This is a genomic window from Kineothrix sp. IPX-CK (assembly GCF_039134705.1).
Taxonomy (GTDB): domain Bacteria; phylum Bacillota; class Clostridia; order Lachnospirales; family Lachnospiraceae; genus Kineothrix; species Kineothrix sedimenti.
Genome location: NZ_CP146256.1, coordinates 517,168 through 540,485, shown reverse-complemented (window position 1 = coordinate 540,485; position 23,318 = coordinate 517,168). Strand labels below are relative to the sequence as shown.

The window sequence follows — 23,318 nt, the reverse complement described above, 5'->3', positions numbered from 1 at the left end:
TAGCATAGAAAATAAAGGAAATTTACCGGATAAAATTCACTCTTTTTACCGCATTTTTTTAATATCTATTACTTAAACCGCTATTTTTTTACATCGGTTTTCTGCAGGATATCCTTCATTGCGAAGCCTTTCGCCTCCTGAGGGGACATGGTATGAAACTGCTTGAAATCGTTTACAAGATGAGCCTGATCCGTATAGCCAAGCTCGTATACCGCATCGAGAACATTGAAGTCATTTCGAAACAGCATATCGTGCCATAAATACTGATACCTTATAAGAGAGGAGAACTTTTTGGGAGAAACCCCTATATTTTCCCGGAAAATCCGTTCCAAGTGCCTGCCGCTTATGTGAATGTCCCGGGAAAGCTGTTCGATCCTGATATTTCCTTTTCTTTGCAGAATCTCATACACCACTTCCATGACAACAGGATTGCTTTTTTCCGGACGGAAATTTTGTAATAAGAACCTCTCCGCAATGGCAATCCTATCCTCTATATTTATAATGTCGAACAAAAGCGGATAAAGTTCTTTCCTGAGCCTGGAAAAATGATAATCCACATTAAAGAATCCATTTTTAACATCCTTCATAGACTCCTCTGAGAAGAGAACTGCGCTCCACGCATAAAAGCGGATGGCGAAGGTGGAAAGTTCCATTCTCCTGTCGTTTATGCGACTGGTAAAGAAAGAGCTGTCATCAATTCCGCAAAAGCTTCCTTTCAGAGTATTTTCTGTGAAATTGACATCGAAGATGATGTCCATGCAGGTATCCGGCGTTACCAGTCCTTGCGTAGGGATGTCCGTCTCCGGCTGTATGTAAGGCTTGCTGCTGCCCCAGAAACACCTGATAAACGGTTTCAGCGCGTCGCACGGCTCGAATTCCATATAGTCGGGGCCATGTGCGAAGGGAGCGGCTGTTATTGGTTTATATATTTTATAAAAATCCATTAGCCCCTCCTTATCTGCCGTCTATTGAGTCGTGTCTGAGTCAAATTTCTTGTTCGCTTTCCACATAATAATTGCATAGATCACTAATATACATACCTGTAAAGCCAATACGACAATCGCTTTTATTTCTAAATCTTCACGGGTTATACTTGCAATATAATCATGAAGTGCATGCCAGATAATTAGAAACCACAGACTTTTCGTAATATTTACTATTTCGGCAAGAACAAAGCCAACCAGAAATGCAAAAATCATTTGTAATATGAGGTACGCTAAATTTTTCCCGTTAAAGGCATTCGCTATGTGCAATAAACCAAATATAATTGATGAAAAAATAATAGCAGTTTTACTTCCTTTTACAAGCAGATAATTATATACAATTCCTCTAAAATATATTTCTTCATTAAATCCTACTGCGATCACAAACAGTAAAAGAACAATATATTGCTTTACTGTTATTTCCGATGAAAATCCTAATAATAATATGGCTATTATTTCTATCGCAATCAGCGGAATGTAATACATAGCTTTCCTTAGTGTATTCTTATTTTCCAGCCTGAACCCGCAATCTATAAATGACAGCCCTGTTTTATTCATTATGAACAGACTTATGAAAACAGAAAAAATCAAAAAGATAGTAGTTACAATAAGCTGCATTTCTATTGGTAAGTTTAAAATCTGTGGTATTGCAGTTCCCAATCCCGTCATAAATGTACATAAAAATGCCGCACCTATCGCACATATATATGGATGCCTTTTCCTGACCCGTTCTTTCATCATTTTTCTCCTTCTTCACTCTTCAGTTTCATCATCAATCCCTTAAATGAATTATTCAATAATCTTCTTATTTCATCATCACTAAAACGGCAATTATTTGTTGCATACATCGATGCAATACCATGTGCTGTAAGCCAGACTCCCGCATACAATTCCCGAGAAAACGGTTTATCTAAGCCGGTCATTCTGCTTATCATTTCCAGAACTTCATCATCACCTTCTGTTGAATCGACAATTTCCAGCATGCTTTTACTTTTGAATGCATCTGACATGAATAACAGCTTAAATAAATTCTTTTCCCTTTTTGCAAATTCAATATATGCTAAACCTATATTTAAAAACCCGTTATCAGGATCACCCATAGCTTCGTACATTGCTGCATTATATATTTTTTCTGTCTCTTGATAAACTTCTTCTTTTAATCCGTCCATCGATTTATATACGCGGAATATTGGATGTACGGAGCATCCGATCATCTCTGCTATTGCACGGGCATTCAAGCTCTCCATGCCCTTTTCTCTAACAATGCCAATGGATGTATTTATAATTTGATCTTGTGTAATTCTTATTCTGGGCGGCAAAACATCCTCCTTCTCTCATTAAGAAACTAACGTTACGTATCATATGATACTTTACCATCTCAACTGACCGTTGTCAATAATATTGTTCGATATGATATAAGTTCAATCATAACTGATGAGATGTCAGGCTTTTATTTTCGCAAATAAAATCGGCCCCGTTTAAACCGAGCCGGTTAGTAATTGCTTAATATTATAGCGCGCTGATAGTATCTACAATTGACATATTGCGAATCCTATTTACCGGGCCTCGTATAGCTAAGATAACAGATACAACTACAATTGCTATGATAATGGTAACTTCTGCAAATGGAATATCCCAATGTTCGCCCCAGCGAAAGGTTATCAGCCTCGTATACAAAAACTTGTTCGTTATTAATCCGACAGCACCGCCGCAAATACTTCCTGTGATTGCATAGGTCGCAGCCTCAGCAATAATCATTTTTATTAGCTGCCTATTACTTAAACCGATGGCACGAAATGCACCATACTGTTTCATGCGGGATGAAACGCTCATTGCAAGACTGTTTACTATATTGAATATGGTAATCAAAGCAATTAAAGCCATAAAGCCATAGATAAACAATCCAAAAGAGTAATAAGAGCCTGTTACGCTGCGATTCCCGGAGCGTTCATCGGAAAAGGTAACCTCTATACCAACTAATCTGTGAATTTCATCAACGTCAGCTTCGGTTGCATTCTCAGATAACTGCAAGTCTATAATCGTATAATCCGTTTGTCCGGTTAACTGCCTGAAGGTATTTTCAGAACAGATAATTGTTCCAACGTCAGGAGCATTGTTAAAAGGACTGGATGAGAGCGAGCCGACAATTTTTATATCCGCAGTTTTCCCCCCTATGTGCAGCGTTACCGTATCTCCGGATTTTATGGTATTTTGCTGTTCAAAATCAATCAGTCCCGTGTTGTCCTCGTTTTGAACGGTATCCAAAGATCCCTCGAGCAAATAATCCTTTGCCCACTTAAACTGGTTTTCCTCATAAGAAATCAAATCCACCCTTTTTTCTTCCCCGTTTACTGTAACAGTCAGATCGTAAGCGAACATTCTCCCATATACCCGATCGATCGCTGAGTTATCCCGAAATTCTTTTACGAATGTATTACTGATGGAGCATGTATTGTCAGGACTTACAACAGATAAATCCGGTGTCCATGGCTTCAAGGGCGTAAGCGTATGATGCATAAAATCAACCGTGACCGAGAACCCCAGAAAGAGAATGATACTCAACGAAAAGGAACCGACCATCAAAATAAAATTCTTTCTGCTCGCTTTTGCATGATGCAAACCAAGGGTAGTATCTATTTTGAAAACAGCTGTATTAGCCGCTTTGCGTACAGGATGTAAAAAATTAGCATTTCCTGATACAGCGGCTAACGGTGAAACGCTTGCTGCCCTTTTTGCCGGGGAACGAGCCGCCAGAAGAACCGTCAGGATGCCTACACAGATACCGGCTGCGATACTTGGAAGGCTTATTCCAAAGGTTGGCATTCCGGCAAAATATTCCGGACTGAGAAAACGAAGTAAAGCGCACAAAATCCAAATTACAACCGCTCCTGTTGAAATGCCCAACGGAATCGCAAATTTACACCAGCCAAGGGCTTCTTTTCGGACAAATCTCATCACCTGCTTCGGCGTCGCACCAATACAACGCATCATTCCAAAAAATTCTGTACGCTGCGCGACATTGCTGTTTAGACTGCTTGCAATCATCATAATGCCCGCCAGTAAAACTAATAAAAACAAAACAGCTGCCGAGCTATAAATTTGCAGCATGAAAGAATTTCCGCTTTGACCAAGTAAACCCAGCAGCTTCGTATTTTCCGAAACCTGCTCGTCTGAAAGTCCAAGCTGAGACTTCATATCAGCAATCGTATTCCTTATATTGCTATGAGTGGAAAACTGCACATAAAAGACGCTGTTATAATCTTCAGGTTCACCATTCGTGACTCCGGGATATATGGAGCGCAACGCCTTGGTCGTCTGGCAAACCGCATAGGAATCTTCTTTCAATATTTTAGAGAAACTTTCCATAAAGCCGGAAATAGTAAATTCAAGGCTCGTTCCATCAGGAGTATCTACTAAAATCGGATCTCCGATTTGCAGTCCAAGCATGGCCTTTGCATTTTCCGTCACCATGGCCTCATCGGCCTTTTGGGGAAAGCCTCCCTCATGGATGACACCCGTTTGCATTTCTGTAATCCACGCTTTATCGCTTCCGAAAATTGCCACGTTTTTACCCGATAACTTGTAGCCCTGATCTCCCCGGTAATTGAGGATACCATACCAGGAAGAGGCAGTTACCTCCGGTCGTACAGAAATTATTTTTGCTTGTTCTTCGTTTATGTTTTTAACCGCCACATGCCAGTTACCACCCTCCATACGCGCCTGCATAATCTGGCTGCGTATAAACATATCGGCCATACCAAAAATAGCTGTGACTAAAAACACCGCTAACACAATGCAAAATACAGACATTCTATTCTGCCTTTTATGAACTTTGGCTGAAATGGGAACAAGGTCAAGATAACTTTTCATTCTCTTTCCCTCCCAAATCAGTCAGCACACCATCTGAAACACGCAGCACACGGTCTACTGAAGCGGTCAGATTATTGTTATGTGTTATCATTAAAATCGTTTGTTGGTAGTGGCGTGATGCCTTAACCAGTAAATCTATCACATCCTGACTGTTTTTGCTGTCCAGATTTCCGGTGGGTTCATCAGCAAGGATCAGTTTAGGTCTTGTAATCAGCGCCCGTCCAATTGCAACACGCTGCTGCTGACCTCCGGATAATTGGCTTGGCAAGTGATGACGGCGTTCTTTCAGCCCTAAGACTTCTAAAATCTCATTCACTGCCGATTGCTCCGGTTTACGGTAATCCAAAAGAATCGGAAACATGATGTTTTGCTCCACAGTCAATTCCGCGACTAACTGAAATGACTGAAATACAAAGCCAATATTGCGCCGCCTGAAAATAGTGCGCTGTTCCTCTTTCATGGAAAATAAATCTTTTCCGTCCATATAGATATTTCCGGCAGTAGGGGTATCCAAGGCTCCGATGCAATTTAGAAGCGTACTTTTACCGGAACCTGATTCGCCCACTACCGCCGCGAATTCTCCCTGTTCCAATGTAAAAGAAACATCTTTTAGGGCATTCACCTGATTTTCACCTTTTCCGTAGGTTTTTGTTAAATGCTGTACTTTTAAAATTTCCATATCTCAAGTACCTCCCTTCCCGAAAAGAATAACAGGTACACCTTACAATCGGGTGAATAACAGCTTACAGTTCCGTAAGGAAGGAAAGCGTAAAAACGGTCCCTTCATGCAAAGTACTTTGAACAGAGATGATGCCTCCTTGTCCCTCAACAATAGCTTTTGCCAGTGACAAGCCGAGGCCTACTCCCTGTGTATCCAGAGATTTTTTGCTGCGGTAAAATCGCTTGAATATATGGTGTAAATCCTCAGGAGCAATCCCTGAGCCATTATCGGATATAATAACGCGAATCATAGCAGGGGTCCGATTCCACGAGATATTGATTTTTCCACCCAAATCCATATGATCCAAGGCATTTTTTACTATATTTCCAACCGCTTCTCTCGTCCATTGCTTATCACATATAATTGTTTCTTCCGGTGATCCATCTATTGTAATTTCTTTTCTCTCACCCACTGCACGCGTTGTTAATTCGCTGATTGCTTGATGAATCAATTCTGAAATACGGCAGCTTTCCTTTTCAAAGGCAATACTGCCAGCGTCTAATCTGGTAATTTTCAGCATGGCTTGAATAAGCTGTTCCATACGCTTTAATGCCAAGCCTGTCTTTTCAGAATACACTGTTACCGTTTCAACATTATCCGGTTCGCCGGAAATGATTTCATGATACATTGTAAGAGCAGCAAGCGGTGTTTTCAGCTGATGTGATATATCTGAAATCGTATTTTTCAAATATTCTTTTGCTTTCTGCCCATCTTCGTTTTTCGACTGGAGTATTGCGGCAAGTTGATCTACCGAAGCAAGGAGACGGTAAATCGTCCCCTCATTCATCTGAGGCATGCGCAAAGAAAAATCCCCTTCTGTAAAATGGGCAATCACCCTTGCCGCTTGCAGATAAAGCTGCTCTCTTTTCCATAAAAAAATAAATGTTCCACCACAAAGCAATACAGATAAAAGCGCTCCTACAGGCAGCGTGTAATACCTTGAAATCTGCTGAAACTCAGAAGCATAAGGAAGAAATCTTATAGCGGTGTGTTCTGTTACACCTATATTAACAAGCAAAGCCGTACCCTCTTGGCTGTTTGCCGTACTCGTAATGGCTTCAGCAATCACATCTTTTGAAACACCCTGTTCCAAAAGGGAGGTCGCAACAGCATTGTCATACGATAGAAATAAATTTCGTATGGCCTTTTCCTGTACTGCATTCAATCCCATGCCGGAAAGAAAAATCAACAAAACGAAAGAAAAAAGAAAAGCGCTAAAATAGCTTATCTGTTTATCACGAAAAAGGTTCATAACGATACCTCGTTCCATTGATAGCCGAATCCACGGACCGTTATCAAATGCTCCGGGTGAGATGGCTCCACTTCAATTTTTTCACGAAGCCTCCGTACATAAACAGAAAGTGTATTGTCATCCACGAAGTCGCCTGTACTGTCCCACAGCTCATTTAAAATACTGCTGCGAGTTGTTACCCTATTAGCATTCCTTACTAATAAGCAAATGAGACGATATTCCGCACTTGTTAAGTCCAGAGTTCTTCCTCCCAACAGTACCCGGCTTCCCAAAAGGTCAATCGAAATATCGCCACACTCGATGCCAACATTATTGTTTGGATTGGATATACCGGTCCGGCGCAGTAAAGCATGAATCCGGGAACACAGCTCGCCTAACTTAAAAGGCTTTGTTACATAATCATCACCGCCGCTGTCCAGCCCCCGAATGACATTCACTTCTTCATCAGAAGCGGTCAAAAATAAAATAGGTATGTTCTTTCCCTGGTTCCTGACTTTTTCACAAACTTCAAAGCCTGTCCCATCCGGTAATGTTACATCAAAAATCAATAAGTCATATGCATCAATCTCGGGCAGGCGGCTTATAGCTTCTTCTACCGTACGGATAATTTCCACATCAAATCCATTGCGCTTTAAGGAATATTTCAATCCATCCACTAAACTGAAATCATCTTCTAAAAGTAAAATTTTATTGCTCAACATTCATCCTCCTTATTCGCTTATCAACAGTATTTTCCGCATCTTAGAGCAGAGTATATGTGTTTAGTGTATTCGTTTAACCGAATTAAATCAAGAGAATATAGGATTTAAAGTACATGCAGCTGTGTAGGATCAAAATACATGCTGCAGAAGATTGATGTTTTTACAAATTCGTCAACAAATCAGTTTAAGACGCTGCTTCCCGGACCGCCTCGTATACCGGCCGATTCTCTTTTGCAGGAAGTATAATAAAAAGGAATACGCTGAGCAAGGTCAGGATTCCTATAAACAAGGCCGCATATCGGTAAGGCATGAGCTGTCCCAATATGCCTGCCAGCAATTGAAATGCGATTCCGCCGATGGAAAATATGACACTGAACAGCGCATTTACCCTCGCGCGCATCCCCTCAGGCAAATAGGACTGCACGGCCGTCTCGCGTATCGTTGCGCTGCCGGTGCCCAGCCCGCCGCATAGAAAGCGGTTCAAAAGCATGAGCGGGTAAGGCATAAACAGTAACACTGAGTCCATGGCATCATAGAACAAGTAAACACCCTTGGTAAAAGCATATCTTTTTTCCTGCGGTATTTCTTTCTTATACTGAAACAAACCGCTCAGCACGCGGCCAATCATTTCTGCGCTCTTCAAAAACCCGAGCATAGTTACGGTAAGCCATGGCTGCGTCTGGTAATAAGCCTGTGTAATTATATTTACTCCCCCGGAAGCTCCGTTGGCTATGCTCATATAGGTATAGATATTTCTTATGCCCTTTTCCTTTCGCATATAGCGAAAGCCTTCTTTCATATCCTCCAGGTATTGTCTGAAGGTGTAGACCTCCTGCCCGTTTTTCCTCGTGGATTTTATTCTGCTTTCCACCAAAACGGATATGAAAGTAACTGCCGCCACTGCCAGAAATAAATTTCCCATGGAGACCTTGCCATAGATGAAAGTAACTACGGGTGACATTACGACAATTACCGTGGGGTAGATAGTTCCGCTTACCGCGTACCCTTTTTGCTCCAATCCGGCAGGAATCAAATCCGGATACCACGCGCTGTACGCCAGGCGGTAGAACACCGAAATAGTTCCGACTGCCAAAACAAAAACAAGATACAGTCCATAAGAAAACTCATGTCCGCTTATCCAGATGCCCATTACCATGTAGAGAATCACCAACAGCCCGTCCAGTCCTACGATCCATTTCTTTTTATCTCCCTTATCGATAAGCGGCGCTACGAATATCGGCAGAACAATATCGGGCAGCATACCGCAAACCATTACTATCGCGGAGAGGAACGTTGACTGCGTTTCTTCAAAAACAAGCAGACTGACCGGCAGATTCATCGCCTCTCCGCCGATGGAAGATAAAACAACCGCCACAGTAATATAGGTAAAGTCTTTCGTCCAAATGCTCTTTTTCTTTGAATGTTCCATAGGAACCTCCTTCATGTACAAGATAGAGACATTTTAACAGTAAGCTTTACCCATTGTAAAATCATTATTTTTGAGAAATTATGTCTATGAAATCATTACTTAGCACGTTCATTTGTAATTTTCGAAGAAATTTCTTGTTCGAACTCCAATGCCTGTTTATATTTTCGCTGTTTCTTATAGGCTTCCACCACCATGTCTTTATAAAAATATAGGAACCCGAAGTGGCGCTCCCTTTTTAACACTGTGATAAGCCGCTCCAGCAATTCCAAATATTTCGGGTCCCCAAGAAAAGCTTTTTCCGGAAAACACTTTTGACATTCCATGAGAGCTTCTTCGTAGATCAAGTGTTCCAGCTCTGAATCCGTCTGACTGCTTAAAAGCATTTCCTCCATCTGTTTCAGATAGTCTCTGCCCTCCTTAAGCCGATTACTTCGGATATATGTAATTGCCAGCTTGTGAAGAGTAAGAAATTCAGGGGTTTTTCTCATCTCTTGTGATTTCTGCAAATATTCTAATGCTAATTCATAGTTATTCAGATTGATATAGGTTGAACCGATATTATAATACACTCCCCACAGCTCCTCTTTCCAACCCGTATTCTGCAAAAGCCGAATCGCACGGCTATAATTTGTCATCATCATTTCTTCCATACCCAGGCAAGCATAAGCGGAGCCGTTGAACAAATAATATTCTGCCAAACTAAATGTATTCCCTTCCTCCAGGGCCATAGCCACAATCCTGCTTTCCATCCGGTGAATCGACGAATAGTCCCCGTGGAGAAAATATGCCATACACAGCCGAAGCATGGCAAAGGAATTATTCACTGCCCCGAAGGCTTCCTCGATGTCCAATACCCTTTGGCCCGAATCCGTATATTTGTCGAAACGCAGAAAGGTATCATAGGCTCTCTGTTTCGCGCTCATATTCTCTCGCAGCGGCTTTAGCTGCGGGCTAACCTGCTCACCCTCCAGTCCTTTGACGAGCAGCCAATCGATTGCTAAAGCGCTGTAGGATAGCTGCAAATCATGCTTTAATAATGAGGTGTATTGACTTTTCGTGTCCAGCCGGTAGTGAAGAGCATAGAAATACTTTTCGATTTCTTCTCCGTATACCGTAAATTCAGGCCGGTTTCCTTCATAGGAAATACCCAGCCTTCGGAATAGTTTTTCAACAATCTCTTCATCCGGAGTCACGCTCCCGTGTTCTATTTTACTCAAATAAGAAGGTACACAGATGCCGTAGCATACCTCTTTTTGACCTTTGTTCTGTTTTATACGCTCCAGTTTCAGGAGGGTACCGATAGGATTGGGTGCGTGCATGGGAGAACCTCCAAAGTATATTCGATAATATTATACCAGAGAACTGCCGCCGTCCACAATAATAAACTGCCCCTGCACATAGCTGGAAGCGTCGCTGGAAAGATAAAGAATCGTGCCGTTTAATTCTCCTCGATTGCCCGGGCGCCCCGTAGGATTAGAATAATTATATCCCTTCAAAAAGTCCTCGGACTTAAACAAGGTTCCGCTGGTCATCTCGCTTTCAAAAAGTGCCGGACCAATGGCATTTACCGTAATACCGTATTTGGCATAGGACGCCGCCATACCTCTGGTCAGGCCGACCACTGCCGCTTTAGATGAATTGTAGGAATGTCTGATAAATATATCGGACTTATCCGCAACAACTGCATTGATGGACGCGATGTTGACAATTTTACCATATCCGATTTCCTTCATATGAGGAACGATATACTTGCTCACCAAAAAGATTCCTTTTACGTTCGTGTCAAAGGACTTATCCCACTCTTCCACCGTCATACTGTCTACGCCGCCCCGCACCGCTATCCCGGCATTATTCAGCAATATATCAACTTGCCCGAAGACTTCCAGTATTTTACTGATTGCCGCCTTTACACTTTCCTCATCCGTCACATCACAGGCCTGCGCTATCGCTTTTCTCCCTGTTTTTTCAATTTCAACCCTTACCGCATCCAGCTTTTCCGCACGCCTTGCAAGCAACACCACATCCGCTCCCGCTTTTGCGTAGGCGAGCGCGGCATCTGCCCCAAGTCCGGAGCTGGCACCTGTCACTACCGCTACTTTTCCTGTTAAATCAAAATAATTATCCATCCTTCCTTCATCCCTTCTTTTTATGTTATATAAAACGTTTGCGAAACTCATTACTTTCCTTAATTTTATAACATCCGTCTTCAACATTAAATAAGTTTATGTCGACACTTTGTTACAGTATATTCTACATTTGGGGAAATCTTAAATTTATGCGTATGAAAACTGCTTTTGCAGGGGCTAGACACCCCCTTGAAAAAAAAGTATTGACTCCCACGCAACGTGATAGTGTACTATATTATCCAGGAGGCGGGAGCACGTATCCATAAAGATTTCTCTGCATTCGTTTTTATAATTTTAAGAGGGGGTAATCATGAAGACTATAAGCCAAGTTGCTGAATTAACGGGAATAAGCGTAAGGGCTCTGCAATATTATGACGAAATCGGGCTTTTAGCGCCAAGCGAATTGACTCCGGCAGGCTATCGCCTGTACGATGATGATGCTTTGCAAAAGCTGCAGCAAATTTTACTTTTTAGAGAGTTTGATTTTAAGCTGAAGGAGATCAAAGAGATTCTGCAAAATCCGGAATTCGATAAAATTGAGGCTTTTAAGAAGCAAAAGAAGCTGCTCAGCTTAAAACGAAACCGGATCGATAAGCTCATAGAGCTTCTAAGCAGATTGGAGAAGGGAGAGCAGTATATGAGTTTTAAAGAGTTTGACCTAAGCGAATATATCGAGGCATTGGAACAATTCAAAAGCGAAAAGAAAGATGATATAATCAAATATTGGGGGAGCGTCGAGAACTTTAATGAGTTTATCCAAAAAGTCAAGGACGATGAGTCCCATGTAGCCAAGCTTGCCATCAAGCAATTTGGCAGTGTTGAAAAATATACGAAAGCCATGAAATACAATTTGGAACATTTTTCGGAATTAATGGAACAGTCAAATGCCATCATCGAGAACAAGGATGAAATTATGAAGAAAAGCGATGAGCTATACCTTAAATTGACTTCCGATATGACCAGAGATGTTTCTTCTAATGAGATTCAGGATATCGTTCATGAAATCATCGAATTTTCTAATAAAAATAATTTGGGAATAGATATGGGCGAAGGCTTCTGGGATATAGTAATAGAGGGCTATTCTCATGACACTATCAAGGCAGTTAATGATGAAAAGTATGGAACAGGCGCCTCTGATTATATTGCCGGAGCATTACAATACCACTTGCGAGGGTAACCGCCAGTCTATGAAGCAAAAGGAGTTCATTCCGTGAGTAAGATATATTTTGAAAATGACTATATCGTAGTCATCCCGACTTTTAAAAGTGTTTCTATTCACAAGCATAATTTTCTTCATATATTCTTACTATCGGAAAAAGAGGGAAGTAAGAATTGTTATCGCGCGTTAATCGTGGATAAAAACGTCAGGCACCAGATGCCCCCAAGAGAACAGTGCCCGCTATTTCTTTTGATCGATCCCACAAGTTTTCTGGCAGAAAAGCTAAAAGCGGATTATCTTCCAGAGGATGAAATTGTACTGACAGAAAACATTATGTTAACCCAAGCCTTTTCTGTTGATGACTCACAGCATGAGATTGCTTCCTTTGTAGAGAGTTTATTTCGAGAAATGAATCTGCCAAGGAGAGAACACGCCGAAAAGGAGGGGACAAATGCGAGGGATGAACGTGTCGCAAAGCTTATCGTGGATATTAAGAATTATCGGTATTTGGAAAGCCTCCTTGAAGAGATCGCAAGAGAAAACTTCCTGTCAATCGGAAGACTTTCCCATATATTCAAGGAACAGACCGGCAGTTCTTTAAAAGGTTATCTAAACATTAAGCAACTGGAAAAAGCCTACAAATTGGTTTTGGAAGGACATCCTATCGTTTATGCAGCATTAGAGGCCGGGTTCTCCAGCGCGGCACATCTGGCGGCCATGTGCAAAAAGCAGACCGGAATATCCATCACCGCTGTTTTGAAATAGCAGATTTTTGAAAGACTTCAGGCAAAGCATGGTGTATCATTTCCTCATAATAGATTAGAGAGGATATGATAATAATGGATATGGATAGGTATTTATTGGAAACCAGGATGCTGGATTACTCCAATCATCGGATACAAGCTTTGGTAAATGAGAAAAAATGGGAAGAGTTAGACGAATTCAACCGCATTAAAGCGGTATATAATTATGTAAGGGATGAGATTCTATTCGGATATAATTTGGATGATAACATAGCTGCATCTAAGGTTCTGTCCGATGGGTACGGACAGTGTAATACCAAGGGAACTCTTTTTATGGCATTGTTAAGAGCAGTTAAAATTCCTTGCAGAGCGCATGGCTTTACCATCGATAAGGAACTGCAAAAGGGCGCCATGACAGGATTGATCTATAAGAATGCTCCCCGCAATGTGCTGCATAGCTGGGTGGAAGTATTCTATGATAATATCTGGTATGAGCTGGAGGGCTTTATATTGGATAAAGCTTACTTGGAAAAATTGCAGAAGATAAATAAGGATTGTGAAGGGGCCTTCTGCGGATATGGCGTTGCGGTTAAGGATTTCAAGAATCCTGTGATCGATTGGAACGGTAATAACACTTACATTCAGAGCGAGGGAATTAATCAGGACTTTGGCATCTATTACAGTCCGGATGAACTGTTTCGGGAGCATCGACAGGAAATGTCGGGGGTGAAGACTTTTTTGTATCGTAATGTGGGGAGGCATTGGATGAATGGGAAGGTTAGGGGGATAAGGGGTGGTAATCTGTGAGGGAAGAGCAAAAGGTTATAGATAACAAATGAGATGGAGCGTTTTAACAATGCTTAACGCAGGCCAAATTCCCGAGACATAAAGAGAGCCCACAAACCTGCATAAAGGCTAGGTTGTGGAGACTGTAAAAAATTTTGTGTAAACTATATATATCATATATATCCTCTTGGATTGATGTTAAAATAAATATTAATCCAGGAGGATATTTTTATGGCAAGACAAAGAAAACTTTCACCGGAACGCAAGGCGTTCATCAACAGTTTATTGGAGCATTACCAGCCAAGTGATGCAAGCGATGTCCAAGAGATGCTCAAAGATCTGCTTGGTGACACTCTTCAGGGAATGCTGGAAGGCGAAATGGACCAGAAGCTCGGGTACTCCAAATACGATTATCAGAACAAGGATACGGACGACAGCCGGAATGGCTATAGTAAGAAGACAGTCACATCATCTGTAGGAGACATTGACCTTGATATTCCACGTGACCGGAAAGGTGAGTTCGAGCCTCAGATCGTGAAAAAGAATCAGACAGACATTTCGAACATTGAAGATCAGGTATTGTCCATGTATGCAAAAGGGATGACTACAAGGGATATTTCTGCTCATCTGAAATCCGTTTATGGTGTAGATGCTTCCGCAGAAATGATCTCTCACATGACAGACCGGATCCTTCCAATCGCAAAGGAATGGCAGAACCGGCCGTTGGAAAAGAAATATGCCATTGTTTTCATGGATGCCGTACACTTCCATGTGAGACAGGACAGCCAGACGATAAAAAAAGCCGTATATGTTGCCATTGGAATTCGCCTGAATGGTCGTAAAGAAGTAATAGGCATGTGGGTAGGTGGCAATGAAAGTGCAAAATACTGGCTTGGTGTGCTGAATGAAATAAAGAACCGCGGTACGGAAGATATCATGATCGTATCGGTCGATGGTCTGACGGGATTTGGTGATGCAATCGGAGCTGTTTTTCCAAAAGCAGAGATCCAAAGGTGTATCGTACATCAGGTACGCTACTCTACCAGATTTGTGAATTATAAGGATCTGAAACCTTTTGTCAAAGATCTGAAAGAGGTGTATCAGGCATCGACCGAGGAACTGGCTCTGGAGAACCTTGACCAATTAGAAGAAAAGTGGGGAAAGAAATATCCATCTTCGATAGCTTCATGGAGGAACAACTGGCCGCAGCTCTCTACATACTTTAAATATCCGGAAGAAATACGTAAGATCATTTATACTACGAATGCGATAGAAAATTTCAACCGTCAGCTGCGGAAGGTGACAAAAGCAAAGACCATCTTTCCAACAGATGATGCTTTATTCAAGATCCTATATCTGGCAATGTGCGATATAACTGAAAAATGGACTGGAGCAGGCTGGAATTGGGGACAGACTTTAGACCAACTGTGCATCTACTTCGTACACGGTAAATAACCAGTACCGTGTCAATTAGTTACATCCATGAGATAATGCCTCCAAAGAATCAAGGAGGTCTATTGAATGGACAAGATCACTCACAAGATGAGATTGGCCCGTTGGAGCAAGCTCATCCAGAAATGTAATGTAAGCGGATTATCAAAAAAACAGTGGTGCGAACAAAATCAGGTCGACGAGAAACAGTTTTACTACTGGCAGCGTAGGGTTCGGGAAGAGGCCTATACCATACAGGCAAGTATGGCTCCCACGGATCTCTCAACTGGTTTTGTTGAAGTTCCTAACGTAATTAAGACTGCGGAACCAAAATACGAATGCGGAAGTTCTTCCGCTACCATCCATGTAAATGGATGTATGATTGAAATTGCAGATTCTGCATCGGATGCATTTCTCCGCCGGTTGATAGGAGCACTATCTTATGTTCAATGATTCATCTGGATTTCGGAAGATATATCTTGCCACCGGCTACACGGACTTACGACGTGGAATTGACGGGTTAGCATCCATTGTAAAATATAATTTCAATCTTGATCCGTTCCAGAAGAATATTTTGTTTCTTTTTTGCGGCAAACGGACAGACCGTGTGAAAGGACTTCTTTGGGAAGGTGATGGTTTCCTGCTACTATATAAGCGACTTGAAATTGGAGGCTTCAACTGGCCTCGTACTACCGAAGAAGCACTGGAGATTACGCAGGAACAGTACCAACGGTTAATGGAAGGTATCGAAGTCATTGCAAAGAAACCGATCCAGGAAGTTGATCGTACAGATCTACTCTGATTTTGTGCATTTCGTAGAAATTGAAAATGTTAAATCTGACAGGATTCGCCGCATCCGGATAGTTATCCACCAGAACAAGCTAGTAAAGTGAATTAGTTCTCCCTGCAAAACCCGGAAAACTAATTCAAGTGGATAAAACTTTGAAAAACCAAGAAAACCAGCCATTTCTTAGAGGTTTCAGAGTAGTTATACACCGTCAAAATGCCGATGACCCGAATTACCCGGATTCGCTTTTTCCCTGCATTTATCGTATAATAGATGACAGTTAAAGGAGCGGCGAAATGGCTAAAAAATACACGGTTGATGAACTGAATGGCTTAAGCAAAGAGAGCATGATGGTTGTCATCCTGTCCATGCAGGAACAATTAGAGCAGCTGAACCAGAACATGGAACGTCTCATCGAGCAGATTGCAGTTGCAAACAATCAGCGGTATGGCCGCTCTTCGGAAAAGCTTGAGGTAATGGATGGGCAGCTGAATCTTGACTTCATATTTAATGAGGCAGAAGCACTCACGGAAACCCTCTATGTGGTTGAACCGGCTGAAGATGATGTACTTCCTGCAAAGAAGAAAAAGCAGGTCGGAAAACGAGATAAGGATTTAGCAGGCCTTCCAGTTGTCGAAATCCCTCATGTATTATCCGAGGAAGAACTGACAGAAATCTTTGGAGTGAACGGATGGAAACAATTGCCTGACGAAGTATATAAAAGAGTCAAGGTGGAACCAGCTGTCTATACCGTAGAAGAGCATCACGTGGCAGTCTATGCAGGCAGGGACAATCAAACGATTGTAAAAGCAGACCGTCTGTGAATGGCATAATAAAAATACCCACTTTTGGCGGAGAAAATTCCCCACCTTGTTATGCCTAACGTAAAGACCAAGTTATACTGAAAGCGTAACAAAGGACTCTCCCCATAAGGAGGAAAATTTTATTATGCTGGAGGTAGACATGAAAACTACAATCATGACTCTGTATCAGAAAGGATACAACAAAACCCAGATTGGGAAGATGCTTAGCATTGACAGAAAAACAGTACGCAAAGTGCTCAGAGAAGAAACGCAGGGAAAGGAGCTGCCACAGGAAACACAGGAGGGAACCTGGCCGTCCATGCTGGATGAATACAAGGAATACATAGAAATCCAGTTATCCAAGGAATTGTCCATTACCCGCATCCACCAGGATCTGCAAAAAGAGTTCGGCGTTGCCTGCGGTTATACCACCCTGCGCGATTATGTGAAAAAAATAAGGAAATCCCAGCCTCACGCCTACATGGTGCTGCATTCCCTGCCGGGCGAAGAGGCACAGGTAGATTTCGGTTATATCGGAACCTTGAGAGTAAATGGAACACCGCGCAAAGCATGGATCTTTGTCATGTCTTTGAGCTACTCCCGCTACATGTACGTTGCTGTTACTCTGGATCAGAGCGTGCAGACCTTCATCCGGTGCCACACAGAGGCATTCCGGTACTTTGGCGGAGTTCCCCAGACCGTAAAGATCGACAACTTAAAGGCTGCTATCGTTGAGGCAGACTTTTATGAGCCGACCGTGCAGCGCACCTATGCCGCTTTTGCCGGGCACTATGGCTTCCTTCCCAATCCGTGCCGGGTATACACACCAACCGATAAAGGGAAAGTAGAATCGAACGTGAGATACGTAAAAGAAAACTGCTTTAAGGGACGGGATTTTAAAGAAATCGAAGAAGCAAAGCGGTTTCTCCTGTCATGGCTGAAAGAAACGGCAAACCGTCGGATACACGGGACTACAAGCCGAAAACCGGAAACCGTATATCTTGAGACAGAAAAAGCATATTTAAAGCCGCTTCCTGCGCAGGACTTTCTCTTTTCAAAATCCGGGGCCGCCACCGTAAGGACAGACTGCCATATCGTTCATGACGGCAATTATTATTCCGTGCCTTACACTTATATCGGAATGGAAGTGGATGTCATCGAAGTGAATCATTTATTGAAAATCTACCATGCCGGAAAAGAGATCGCCCTCCACAGTCTGTGCGGGAATGCAAAGGGCGAACATGTGACGGATAAGAGTCATTACCCATCTACCAAAACAATAACACAGGAGGAGCTTTTGTCAAGCTATCGCGAAAAAATGGCACAGGTGGGGACAGGCGCGCTGGCATTTCTGGAAGCATTTAAGGATACGGAGATGTACCAGTGCCATCATTACCGGAGCATTTCCGGTATCCTGGCACTCCGAAAAAAATATGGGGAGGATGCCGTAGACAAGGCCTGCCAAAGGGCATGCCATTATGGAAACATTACCTACCGGGCAGTAAAAAAGATCTGTGAAAGCGGTCTGTACCATCTTCCACTGGAGGATGAACAGGAACTGTCCATGGAAGGAAGAAGCAAAATCAGGAAACTGTCGGATTACCGTCAAATGACAGGACTGGGGGTGATCTCCCATGAATGATTCCTTACAGGAAAAGATAAAAAAGCTCCATCTTGCCGGAATTCTCCAAACAGCGGATATGCGGGCCCAACAGGCAGCAAAGGAACAGATGTCCTATATCGAATTTCTTGAACTGCTCATAAATGATGAAAATCTTAACCGCTCAAGAAACAGACGTAACGATCGGATGAAGCGTTCGCGCATGCCCCAGCATAAAACAATGGAAGAATTCAACTTTTCATGGCAGCCCTGCCTGAACCGTCAGGTCATCTATGCCCTTGGGACCTGCGAGTTTATCCGGAAAAAAGAAAATATAGCTTTTATCGGACTTCCCGGAACCGGTAAGACTCATCTCTCCATCGCACTTGGCATAAAAGCGATTGAACAGGGGTACACGGTGCTGTTCACCACGCTTTCGGAAATGATGGAGGATTTATACATATCCCGTGCGGACAACTCTTTCCGCCAGAAACTGAAGAAATACATTTCACCGGATCTGCTGGTAATTGATGAGTTTGGGCTCAAGAAGCTGGGCCAGACAAATGTGGACGATCTTTATGAAGTGATTTCCAAAAGATACGAGACAGCCTCTACCATCATTACTTCCAATAAGCAGTTTGATGAATGGGGGAGCATTCTTTTTGACCCGGTACTGGCAACGGCCATTCTTGACCGTTTTGTGCACCACTGCAGCTTTATAACTATAGAAGGTGAAAGCTACCGGATGAAAGAACGGGAACGGATCAGCGCTGTGAAACGGCGGGGCAGACCGAAAAAAGAGAGTTCAGGAAATGGAACAAAGGAAGGTTTGAGCGAAATGGAAGAGACCGAAGAAAGCGGGGATTTATGAGATGAAAGAAAACAGGCTGACACGAAACGAAGCGATAGAAGCGGCGGATATACTGAGAGATATGCTTGATGATGAGCAAAGAAAAGCTGAACTGCTCAAACAGCGTAATAAAGAGCTGGAATTATTGCTTATGAAGAATGATATCGCAATTCCTGATTATGAATTATGGCATGGCGTATTACCCATGGTGTAAAAAGACAGTAAAAAACTGGAAAAAGCATCCATAGCGGTGCTTTTTCCCGGGTAAATAAAGTGGGGAATTTTCTCCGCTATTTTTGGGACTTTTTTATTGACAATCACAACCGTCCAAAGAGCCTTCTTCGAAACAGTATTGCAACACCATCACTTGTTGCGAGTATCTATAATGCAAAGTACGTAAACGGAATGCCGTTGGAACGTATCAATAAAGAGTATTTACGAAACGATATCCATATATCCAAGCAGGTCCTGGCAAACTGGGTAATCCAATGTGCGGAACGTTATCTGGGGATCATGTTCGATTATCTGCAGAAGGAGCTGCTTACATTCCGCATTCTTCAGGCAGATGAAACACCAGTATTCGTAACAAAGGATGGACGTCCTGCGAATAGCAAGAGTTACATGTGGGTATACCGCACAGGAAAGGGTTATAAGGATACTCCTATCATTCTTTACGAGTATCAAAAGACTCGAAAGACGGAGCACCCGCAAGAGTTCTTAAAGAACTTTCATGGAACCTTAGTGACCGATGCATACGCTGTATATGATTCACTAGATCGAAAGAATCCGGATATCATATTTGCAGGATGCTGGGCTCACGGCAGGCGGCGATTTGCCGAAGCAATCAAAGCGATTCCCAAGAATAGACGGGAATCCGCACAGGATACGGTCGCATATCAGGCATTGAAGCAGATCGCAGCCATATATCATCTGGATAATGGATTATCCGGGCTATCTCCTGAGCGAAGAAGGCAGGAGAGACAGCTCACCGTAAAGCCACTGGTAGAGGCCTTCTTCGCATGGGCAAAAGATGTTCAAATGAGTAACCGCCTATCAAAAGGCAAAACATTGGAAGGCATCAGCTACTGTATCAATCATGAAAAGAATCTTAAAGTGTTCCTGGATGACGGGGATGTACCTCTGGATAACAATGCAACAGAGTCAGCACTTCGCACCTTCTGTGTCCATAAACATACCTGGCGCTTAATCGATACGATTGACGGAGCAAAGGCTAGTGCCATAGCCTACAGCATTACTGAAACAGCCAAGGCAAACAATCTGAATCCATTCCGCTATCTGGAGTTTTTACTCACAGAATTGATGGAACATCAAGAAGATACCGATCAGGATTTCCTGAAAGATCTACTTCCCTGGTCAGATAAAATCCCGGAGAACTGCCGGATAAAAACAAAAGATTAATCCAGGCCGCCAAAATGGCGGTCAAAATTCAAGGCGGTACTCATGGTTTACCGTATACTCTACTTCAGTGACAGAATCGTTCCTTCCGACTTAGAGTAAAAATCATATCCATAGAAAACGCAGGCTGCCGATTGACAGCCTGCGTATGTTGTGTAAAAATCTAAACGAAGGGTTCTATTATGAAACCCAATAATGATTCTGATATTTTTTCATGAATCTAAGAGGTTTACACAAAATAATTTACACTCTCAGGTTGTGGGCTCATATTAATTATTCAAACTCGCAAAGTTCTTTGTACCTTTTCGTATATCTCATTCACTTTCTATACATATTTGTATAGTTTATTTCGATTTTCTTAACCATTCCATATCGTTTAAACGCTTTTTAGTACCAATCCAGTACCAAGGCATTTTCACGTCATTCTTATGGTATCCAATGGCTTGCAATCCAATCATTTCTAATCTAAAAATAATGTGACAGTGGTTTGCAGTTCCATTGTTATTATTATAAAATTGATTCAATGAAAAAGCAAATATAATTTGCCTTTCTATTCCAGAACAATATTTATAGAACCGAACAATTCACTATCTTCCAATTATTCATATCTGTTTGTCCCAATAATTTTCTCAGGTCAATCTATAAATATTTTTAAATTTATCATAGTCAAATTCATTACCTGTTTTTATTTTAAATATCTTTGTGAAGGAATCATAATCTTCTATACTTATAAATCTCAGGTATTCAATTTGACCTATCAATTGAGACTTCTTTAATTTACTTTCTCCTCTTAAATACTCAGTTACATTTTTAGAAACTAATTTAATATATTTTTTACCAACAGTCACATAGTTGTTTTTCTTTCCCTGCACGATATTTAATCCTAAAAATTTTATATGGTCCCCAGGTTCTTGAATTCGAAAATAATTTGTTTTTTTTAGATTGATTGTCAATTTTAGTAACTTCAATTCTTCAACAATATATTGCTTTACTGCTCCTACATCAAAGTTTTCATCTGATGAAATAAGTATATCGTCAGAATATCTTGTATATTTAAGTCCTGGAAATTTATCACAAAATCTACGATCGAAATAATCCATGTAAATATTTGATAACATTGGAGATGATACTAACCCCAGCGACAACTTTCCATTTACAAAACATAAATCAAGTATCTTCTCCACTTCATTCCATTCATTTATAACAGAGCTCTTATATACTGCTGTTTTTCCTGTAAGGTTTGATAAATACATTTCTGATCCATTATCAGATAAAACCATTTTTAATATCTTGTTTAGATTTCTCTTACTTATCGAATTAAAAAAGCTACAAATATCTAACTTCAAAAAGTATTGACTATCTATATGATTCTTAACACAATCCAAAATAGATTTTTTATTACAATATGCATAGCTTTTGCTATTAAGATCAACTATATCACTTAATCCATCCACTATTTTTTTATGTATATTCCTAAGTTCATATCCTTCAGAGGTTCCTTTATACATATCAATTTTTCTACTTTTCCCATTAATGCAAAGTTTCTTATGGGTAATTGCTTTTGCTTTAGTTTGATATATCTTCTTTATCCTATAGATTTCTGCACTATTAAAACCTATCAGTTCATAAAAATTTGTTCGATTATAATTCTTAAATCTATCAATTTCTTTATACTCTAATTTTTTGAACTTTTGTGGAAATATGGAATTTCTTTTGATTGTGCTTATTAGATATTCCATATTTTTAACAACTTCATCAAAAGAATATTCAAAGGATGACCGCAAGATCATTCTCATTTTTTTCTTTTTTATAAGATAAAATATTTTCATATATTCTGGTGTATTATGGCAAATATTTTGTTTGAAATATTCCAAAACCACTGTGTATATAGTATCCGTATTTGAATATTTATTAACCAGATAAAAAAGATTTTTTGCAGGAATCAAAATCTCTAATTGATTATTATTTATTTCAAAATATATTTTATCCGATTCATTTATATTACTTGTGAATAACATACTAATTAAATATTTATTTATATCACCTGTAAAATCAAGCTTTATCTCATTTTCGATTTCCCGTGGTACTTTATTGGATTTAAACCCAATCAAATTCTCAATTACATATTTTCCATCATCAATAACTTTGTTATATCTACGATTTTTATATTTGCATAACGTAATATTTTGAGATTTATTCATTGTTTCTGTAACAAAATATCCAACTGAAGGCTTAAACAAACTATAATCACTTGGTAATAATGCTGTCGTTTTATTTTGCGCATAGCTATTTGAAAAAAGACCTAATTCTAAAGCAGTGGACATTGTGTCTATAAAAATATAGTTTTTAAAGGCACAGGCAGCTACAATCTCTTCAATTAACGTTACATTCATTTCTTCTTCTAGCTTCTTTGAGTCAAACAGTTTGTCAATTACCAACGCATACGGCGTTATCTGAATCAATTCTTTTTTGTATGTAGTCTCTTCTTTAAATTCATTAAAATATTTTCTCAAAATATTTCGACGATCTTTTTTATCATCTTCATCTATGTATGGACCACATAAAAATACTAGTGGACGCGTATTTATAATTATATTCGCCAAACTACCCAAATACATTTTATCCTCCAACAAAAAAAGAGCCACCTTGTACAATTACATC

Annotated in this window: 22 protein-coding genes; 11 read left to right on the top strand and 11 right to left on the bottom strand. The window is 40.9% G+C overall.

Annotated features, from left to right (window positions below; genetic code table 11):
- Nucleotides 1-80 precede the first annotated feature (80 nt).
- The 10 genes from V6984_RS02470 to V6984_RS02425 all read right to left on the bottom strand — a co-directional run bounded on the left by V6984_RS02470 (nt 81) and on the right by V6984_RS02425 (nt 11,082).
- A complete protein-coding gene (locus V6984_RS02470) occupies nt 81-944 on the bottom strand; it encodes a helix-turn-helix domain-containing protein (RefSeq protein WP_342758232.1) in 864 nt (287 codons plus the stop codon).
- A gap of 21 nt (nt 945-965) precedes the next feature.
- Entirely contained in the window at nt 966-1,724 is a 759-nt protein-coding gene (locus V6984_RS02465) for a CPBP family intramembrane glutamic endopeptidase (RefSeq protein ID WP_342758231.1), read from the bottom strand.
- Nucleotides 1,721-2,302, bottom strand: a complete 582-nt coding sequence (locus V6984_RS02460; RefSeq protein WP_342758230.1) for a TetR/AcrR family transcriptional regulator — start codon at nt 2,300-2,302, stop codon at nt 1,721-1,723. Before V6984_RS02460 ends, V6984_RS02465 begins: the two co-directional genes overlap by 4 nt.
- A 190-nt stretch (nt 2,303-2,492) precedes the next feature.
- Nucleotides 2,493-4,853, bottom strand: a complete 2,361-nt coding sequence (locus tag V6984_RS02455) for an ABC transporter permease (protein WP_342758229.1) — start codon at nt 4,851-4,853, stop codon at nt 2,493-2,495.
- Nucleotides 4,837-5,532: an ABC transporter ATP-binding protein gene (locus V6984_RS02450; protein WP_342758228.1), complete on the bottom strand. Its 696-nt coding sequence runs from the start codon at nt 5,530-5,532 to the stop codon at nt 4,837-4,839. Before V6984_RS02450 ends, V6984_RS02455 begins: the two co-directional genes overlap by 17 nt.
- A gap of 64 nt (nt 5,533-5,596) precedes the next feature.
- Nucleotides 5,597-6,826 (bottom strand): HAMP domain-containing sensor histidine kinase, encoded by a 1,230-nt coding sequence (locus V6984_RS02445; RefSeq protein WP_342758227.1) that lies wholly within the window; start codon nt 6,824-6,826, stop codon nt 5,597-5,599.
- Nucleotides 6,823-7,527, bottom strand: a complete 705-nt coding sequence (locus V6984_RS02440; RefSeq protein WP_342758226.1) for a response regulator transcription factor — start codon at nt 7,525-7,527, stop codon at nt 6,823-6,825. Before V6984_RS02440 ends, V6984_RS02445 begins: the two co-directional genes overlap by 4 nt.
- Before the next feature lie 184 nt (nt 7,528-7,711).
- Nucleotides 7,712-8,956 carry an MFS transporter gene (locus tag V6984_RS02435; protein ID WP_342758225.1) on the bottom strand — a complete coding sequence of 415 codons (1,245 nt, stop codon included), beginning with the start codon at nt 8,954-8,956 and terminating at the stop codon, nt 7,712-7,714.
- A gap of 95 nt (nt 8,957-9,051) precedes the next feature.
- Nucleotides 9,052-10,275: a helix-turn-helix domain-containing protein gene (locus V6984_RS02430; protein ID WP_342758224.1), complete on the bottom strand. Its 1,224-nt coding sequence runs from the start codon at nt 10,273-10,275 to the stop codon at nt 9,052-9,054.
- A 30-nt stretch (nt 10,276-10,305) separates the two neighbouring features.
- Nucleotides 10,306-11,082, bottom strand: a complete 777-nt coding sequence (locus V6984_RS02425; RefSeq protein ID WP_342758223.1) for an SDR family NAD(P)-dependent oxidoreductase — start codon at nt 11,080-11,082, stop codon at nt 10,306-10,308.
- 310 nt (nt 11,083-11,392) lie between these two features.
- Here V6984_RS02425 and V6984_RS02420 point away from each other — a divergent pair, with 310 nt between their 5' ends.
- The 11 genes from V6984_RS02420 (at nt 11,393) to tnpC (ending at nt 20,660) form a co-directional block, all read left to right on the top strand.
- Nucleotides 11,393-12,259 carry a MerR family transcriptional regulator gene (locus V6984_RS02420; RefSeq protein ID WP_342758222.1) on the top strand — a complete coding sequence of 289 codons (867 nt, stop codon included), beginning with the start codon at nt 11,393-11,395 and terminating at the stop codon, nt 12,257-12,259.
- 33 nt (nt 12,260-12,292) lie between these two features.
- The gene (locus V6984_RS02415) at nt 12,293-13,006 is read left to right on the top strand and encodes an AraC family transcriptional regulator (RefSeq protein ID WP_342758221.1); all 714 of its coding nucleotides are present in this window, start codon (nt 12,293-12,295) and stop codon (nt 13,004-13,006) included.
- Nucleotides 13,007-13,086: 80 nt separating this feature from the next.
- Complete coding sequence (locus V6984_RS02410; RefSeq protein ID WP_342759928.1) at nt 13,087-13,791, top strand: transglutaminase family protein; 705 nt, start codon at nt 13,087-13,089, stop codon at nt 13,789-13,791.
- A 210-nt stretch (nt 13,792-14,001) separates the two neighbouring features.
- A complete protein-coding gene (locus V6984_RS02405; RefSeq protein ID WP_342758220.1) occupies nt 14,002-15,225 on the top strand; it encodes an IS256 family transposase in 1,224 nt (407 codons plus the stop codon).
- 66 nt (nt 15,226-15,291) lie between these two features.
- Nucleotides 15,292-15,654: an IS66 family insertion sequence element accessory protein TnpA gene (tnpA, locus tag V6984_RS02400; protein WP_342756270.1), complete on the top strand. Its 363-nt coding sequence runs from the start codon at nt 15,292-15,294 to the stop codon at nt 15,652-15,654.
- On the top strand, nt 15,644-16,003 hold the full coding sequence (gene tnpB / locus V6984_RS02395) for an IS66 family insertion sequence element accessory protein TnpB (protein WP_342756269.1): 360 nt from the start codon (nt 15,644-15,646) through the stop codon (nt 16,001-16,003). Before tnpA ends, tnpB begins: the two co-directional genes overlap by 11 nt.
- 281 nt (nt 16,004-16,284) lie before the next feature.
- Nucleotides 16,285-16,812, top strand: coding sequence for a transposase (locus tag V6984_RS02390; protein WP_342758219.1), 528 nt, complete (start codon nt 16,285-16,287; stop codon nt 16,810-16,812).
- 139 nt (nt 16,813-16,951) lie between these two features.
- The gene (gene istA, locus V6984_RS02385; protein ID WP_425324244.1) at nt 16,952-18,433 is read left to right on the top strand and encodes an IS21 family transposase; all 1,482 of its coding nucleotides are present in this window, start codon (nt 16,952-16,954) and stop codon (nt 18,431-18,433) included.
- Nucleotides 18,426-19,262, top strand: coding sequence for an IS21-like element helper ATPase IstB (gene istB / locus V6984_RS02380; RefSeq protein ID WP_342755953.1), 837 nt, complete (start codon nt 18,426-18,428; stop codon nt 19,260-19,262). The genes istA and istB overlap by 8 nt, the downstream gene beginning before the upstream one ends.
- A 1-nt stretch (nt 19,263) precedes the next feature.
- Nucleotides 19,264-19,455 carry a hypothetical protein gene (locus V6984_RS02375; RefSeq protein ID WP_342755954.1) on the top strand — a complete coding sequence of 64 codons (192 nt, stop codon included), beginning with the start codon at nt 19,264-19,266 and terminating at the stop codon, nt 19,453-19,455.
- Nucleotides 19,456-19,514: 59 nt separating this feature from the next.
- A complete protein-coding gene (gene tnpC, locus V6984_RS02370; protein ID WP_342758218.1) occupies nt 19,515-20,660 on the top strand; it encodes an IS66 family transposase in 1,146 nt (381 codons plus the stop codon).
- 626 nt (nt 20,661-21,286) lie between these two features.
- Here the strand turns inward: tnpC and V6984_RS02365 are convergent.
- On the bottom strand, nt 21,287-23,290 hold the full coding sequence (locus tag V6984_RS02365; protein WP_342758217.1) for a reverse transcriptase domain-containing protein: 2,004 nt from the start codon (nt 23,288-23,290) through the stop codon (nt 21,287-21,289).
- Nucleotides 23,291-23,318 lie beyond the last annotated feature (28 nt).

Coding starts and splice junctions, on each gene's coding strand:
- V6984_RS02470 (WP_342758232.1), bottom strand. CDS start 944: ATGGATTTTTATAAAATATATAAACCAATAACAGCCGCTCCCTTCGCA.
- V6984_RS02430 (WP_342758224.1), bottom strand. CDS start 10,275: ATGCACGCACCCAATCCTATCGGTACCCTCCTGAAACTGGAGCGTATA.
- V6984_RS02455 (WP_342758229.1), bottom strand. CDS start 4,853: ATGAAAAGTTATCTTGACCTTGTTCCCATTTCAGCCAAAGTTCATAAA.
- V6984_RS02450 (WP_342758228.1), bottom strand. CDS start 5,532: ATGGAAATTTTAAAAGTACAGCATTTAACAAAAACCTACGGAAAAGGT.
- V6984_RS02410 (WP_342759928.1), top strand. CDS start 13,087: ATGGATAGGTATTTATTGGAAACCAGGATGCTGGATTACTCCAATCAT.
- V6984_RS02375 (WP_342755954.1), top strand. CDS start 19,264: ATGAAAGAAAACAGGCTGACACGAAACGAAGCGATAGAAGCGGCGGAT.
- V6984_RS02425 (WP_342758223.1), bottom strand. CDS start 11,082: ATGGATAATTATTTTGATTTAACAGGAAAAGTAGCGGTAGTGACAGGT.
- istA (WP_425324244.1), top strand. CDS start 16,952: ATGAAAACTACAATCATGACTCTGTATCAGAAAGGATACAACAAAACC.
- V6984_RS02405 (WP_342758220.1), top strand. CDS start 14,002: ATGGCAAGACAAAGAAAACTTTCACCGGAACGCAAGGCGTTCATCAAC.
- V6984_RS02440 (WP_342758226.1), bottom strand. CDS start 7,527: ATGTTGAGCAATAAAATTTTACTTTTAGAAGATGATTTCAGTTTAGTG.
- istB (WP_342755953.1), top strand. CDS start 18,426: ATGAATGATTCCTTACAGGAAAAGATAAAAAAGCTCCATCTTGCCGGA.
- V6984_RS02390 (WP_342758219.1), top strand. CDS start 16,285: ATGGCTAAAAAATACACGGTTGATGAACTGAATGGCTTAAGCAAAGAG.
- tnpB (WP_342756269.1), top strand. CDS start 15,644: ATGTTCAATGATTCATCTGGATTTCGGAAGATATATCTTGCCACCGGC.
- V6984_RS02465 (WP_342758231.1), bottom strand. CDS start 1,724: ATGATGAAAGAACGGGTCAGGAAAAGGCATCCATATATATGTGCGATA.
- V6984_RS02435 (WP_342758225.1), bottom strand. CDS start 8,956: ATGGAACATTCAAAGAAAAAGAGCATTTGGACGAAAGACTTTACCTAT.
- V6984_RS02420 (WP_342758222.1), top strand. CDS start 11,393: ATGAAGACTATAAGCCAAGTTGCTGAATTAACGGGAATAAGCGTAAGG.
- tnpA (WP_342756270.1), top strand. CDS start 15,292: ATGGACAAGATCACTCACAAGATGAGATTGGCCCGTTGGAGCAAGCTC.
- V6984_RS02445 (WP_342758227.1), bottom strand. CDS start 6,826: ATGAACCTTTTTCGTGATAAACAGATAAGCTATTTTAGCGCTTTTCTT.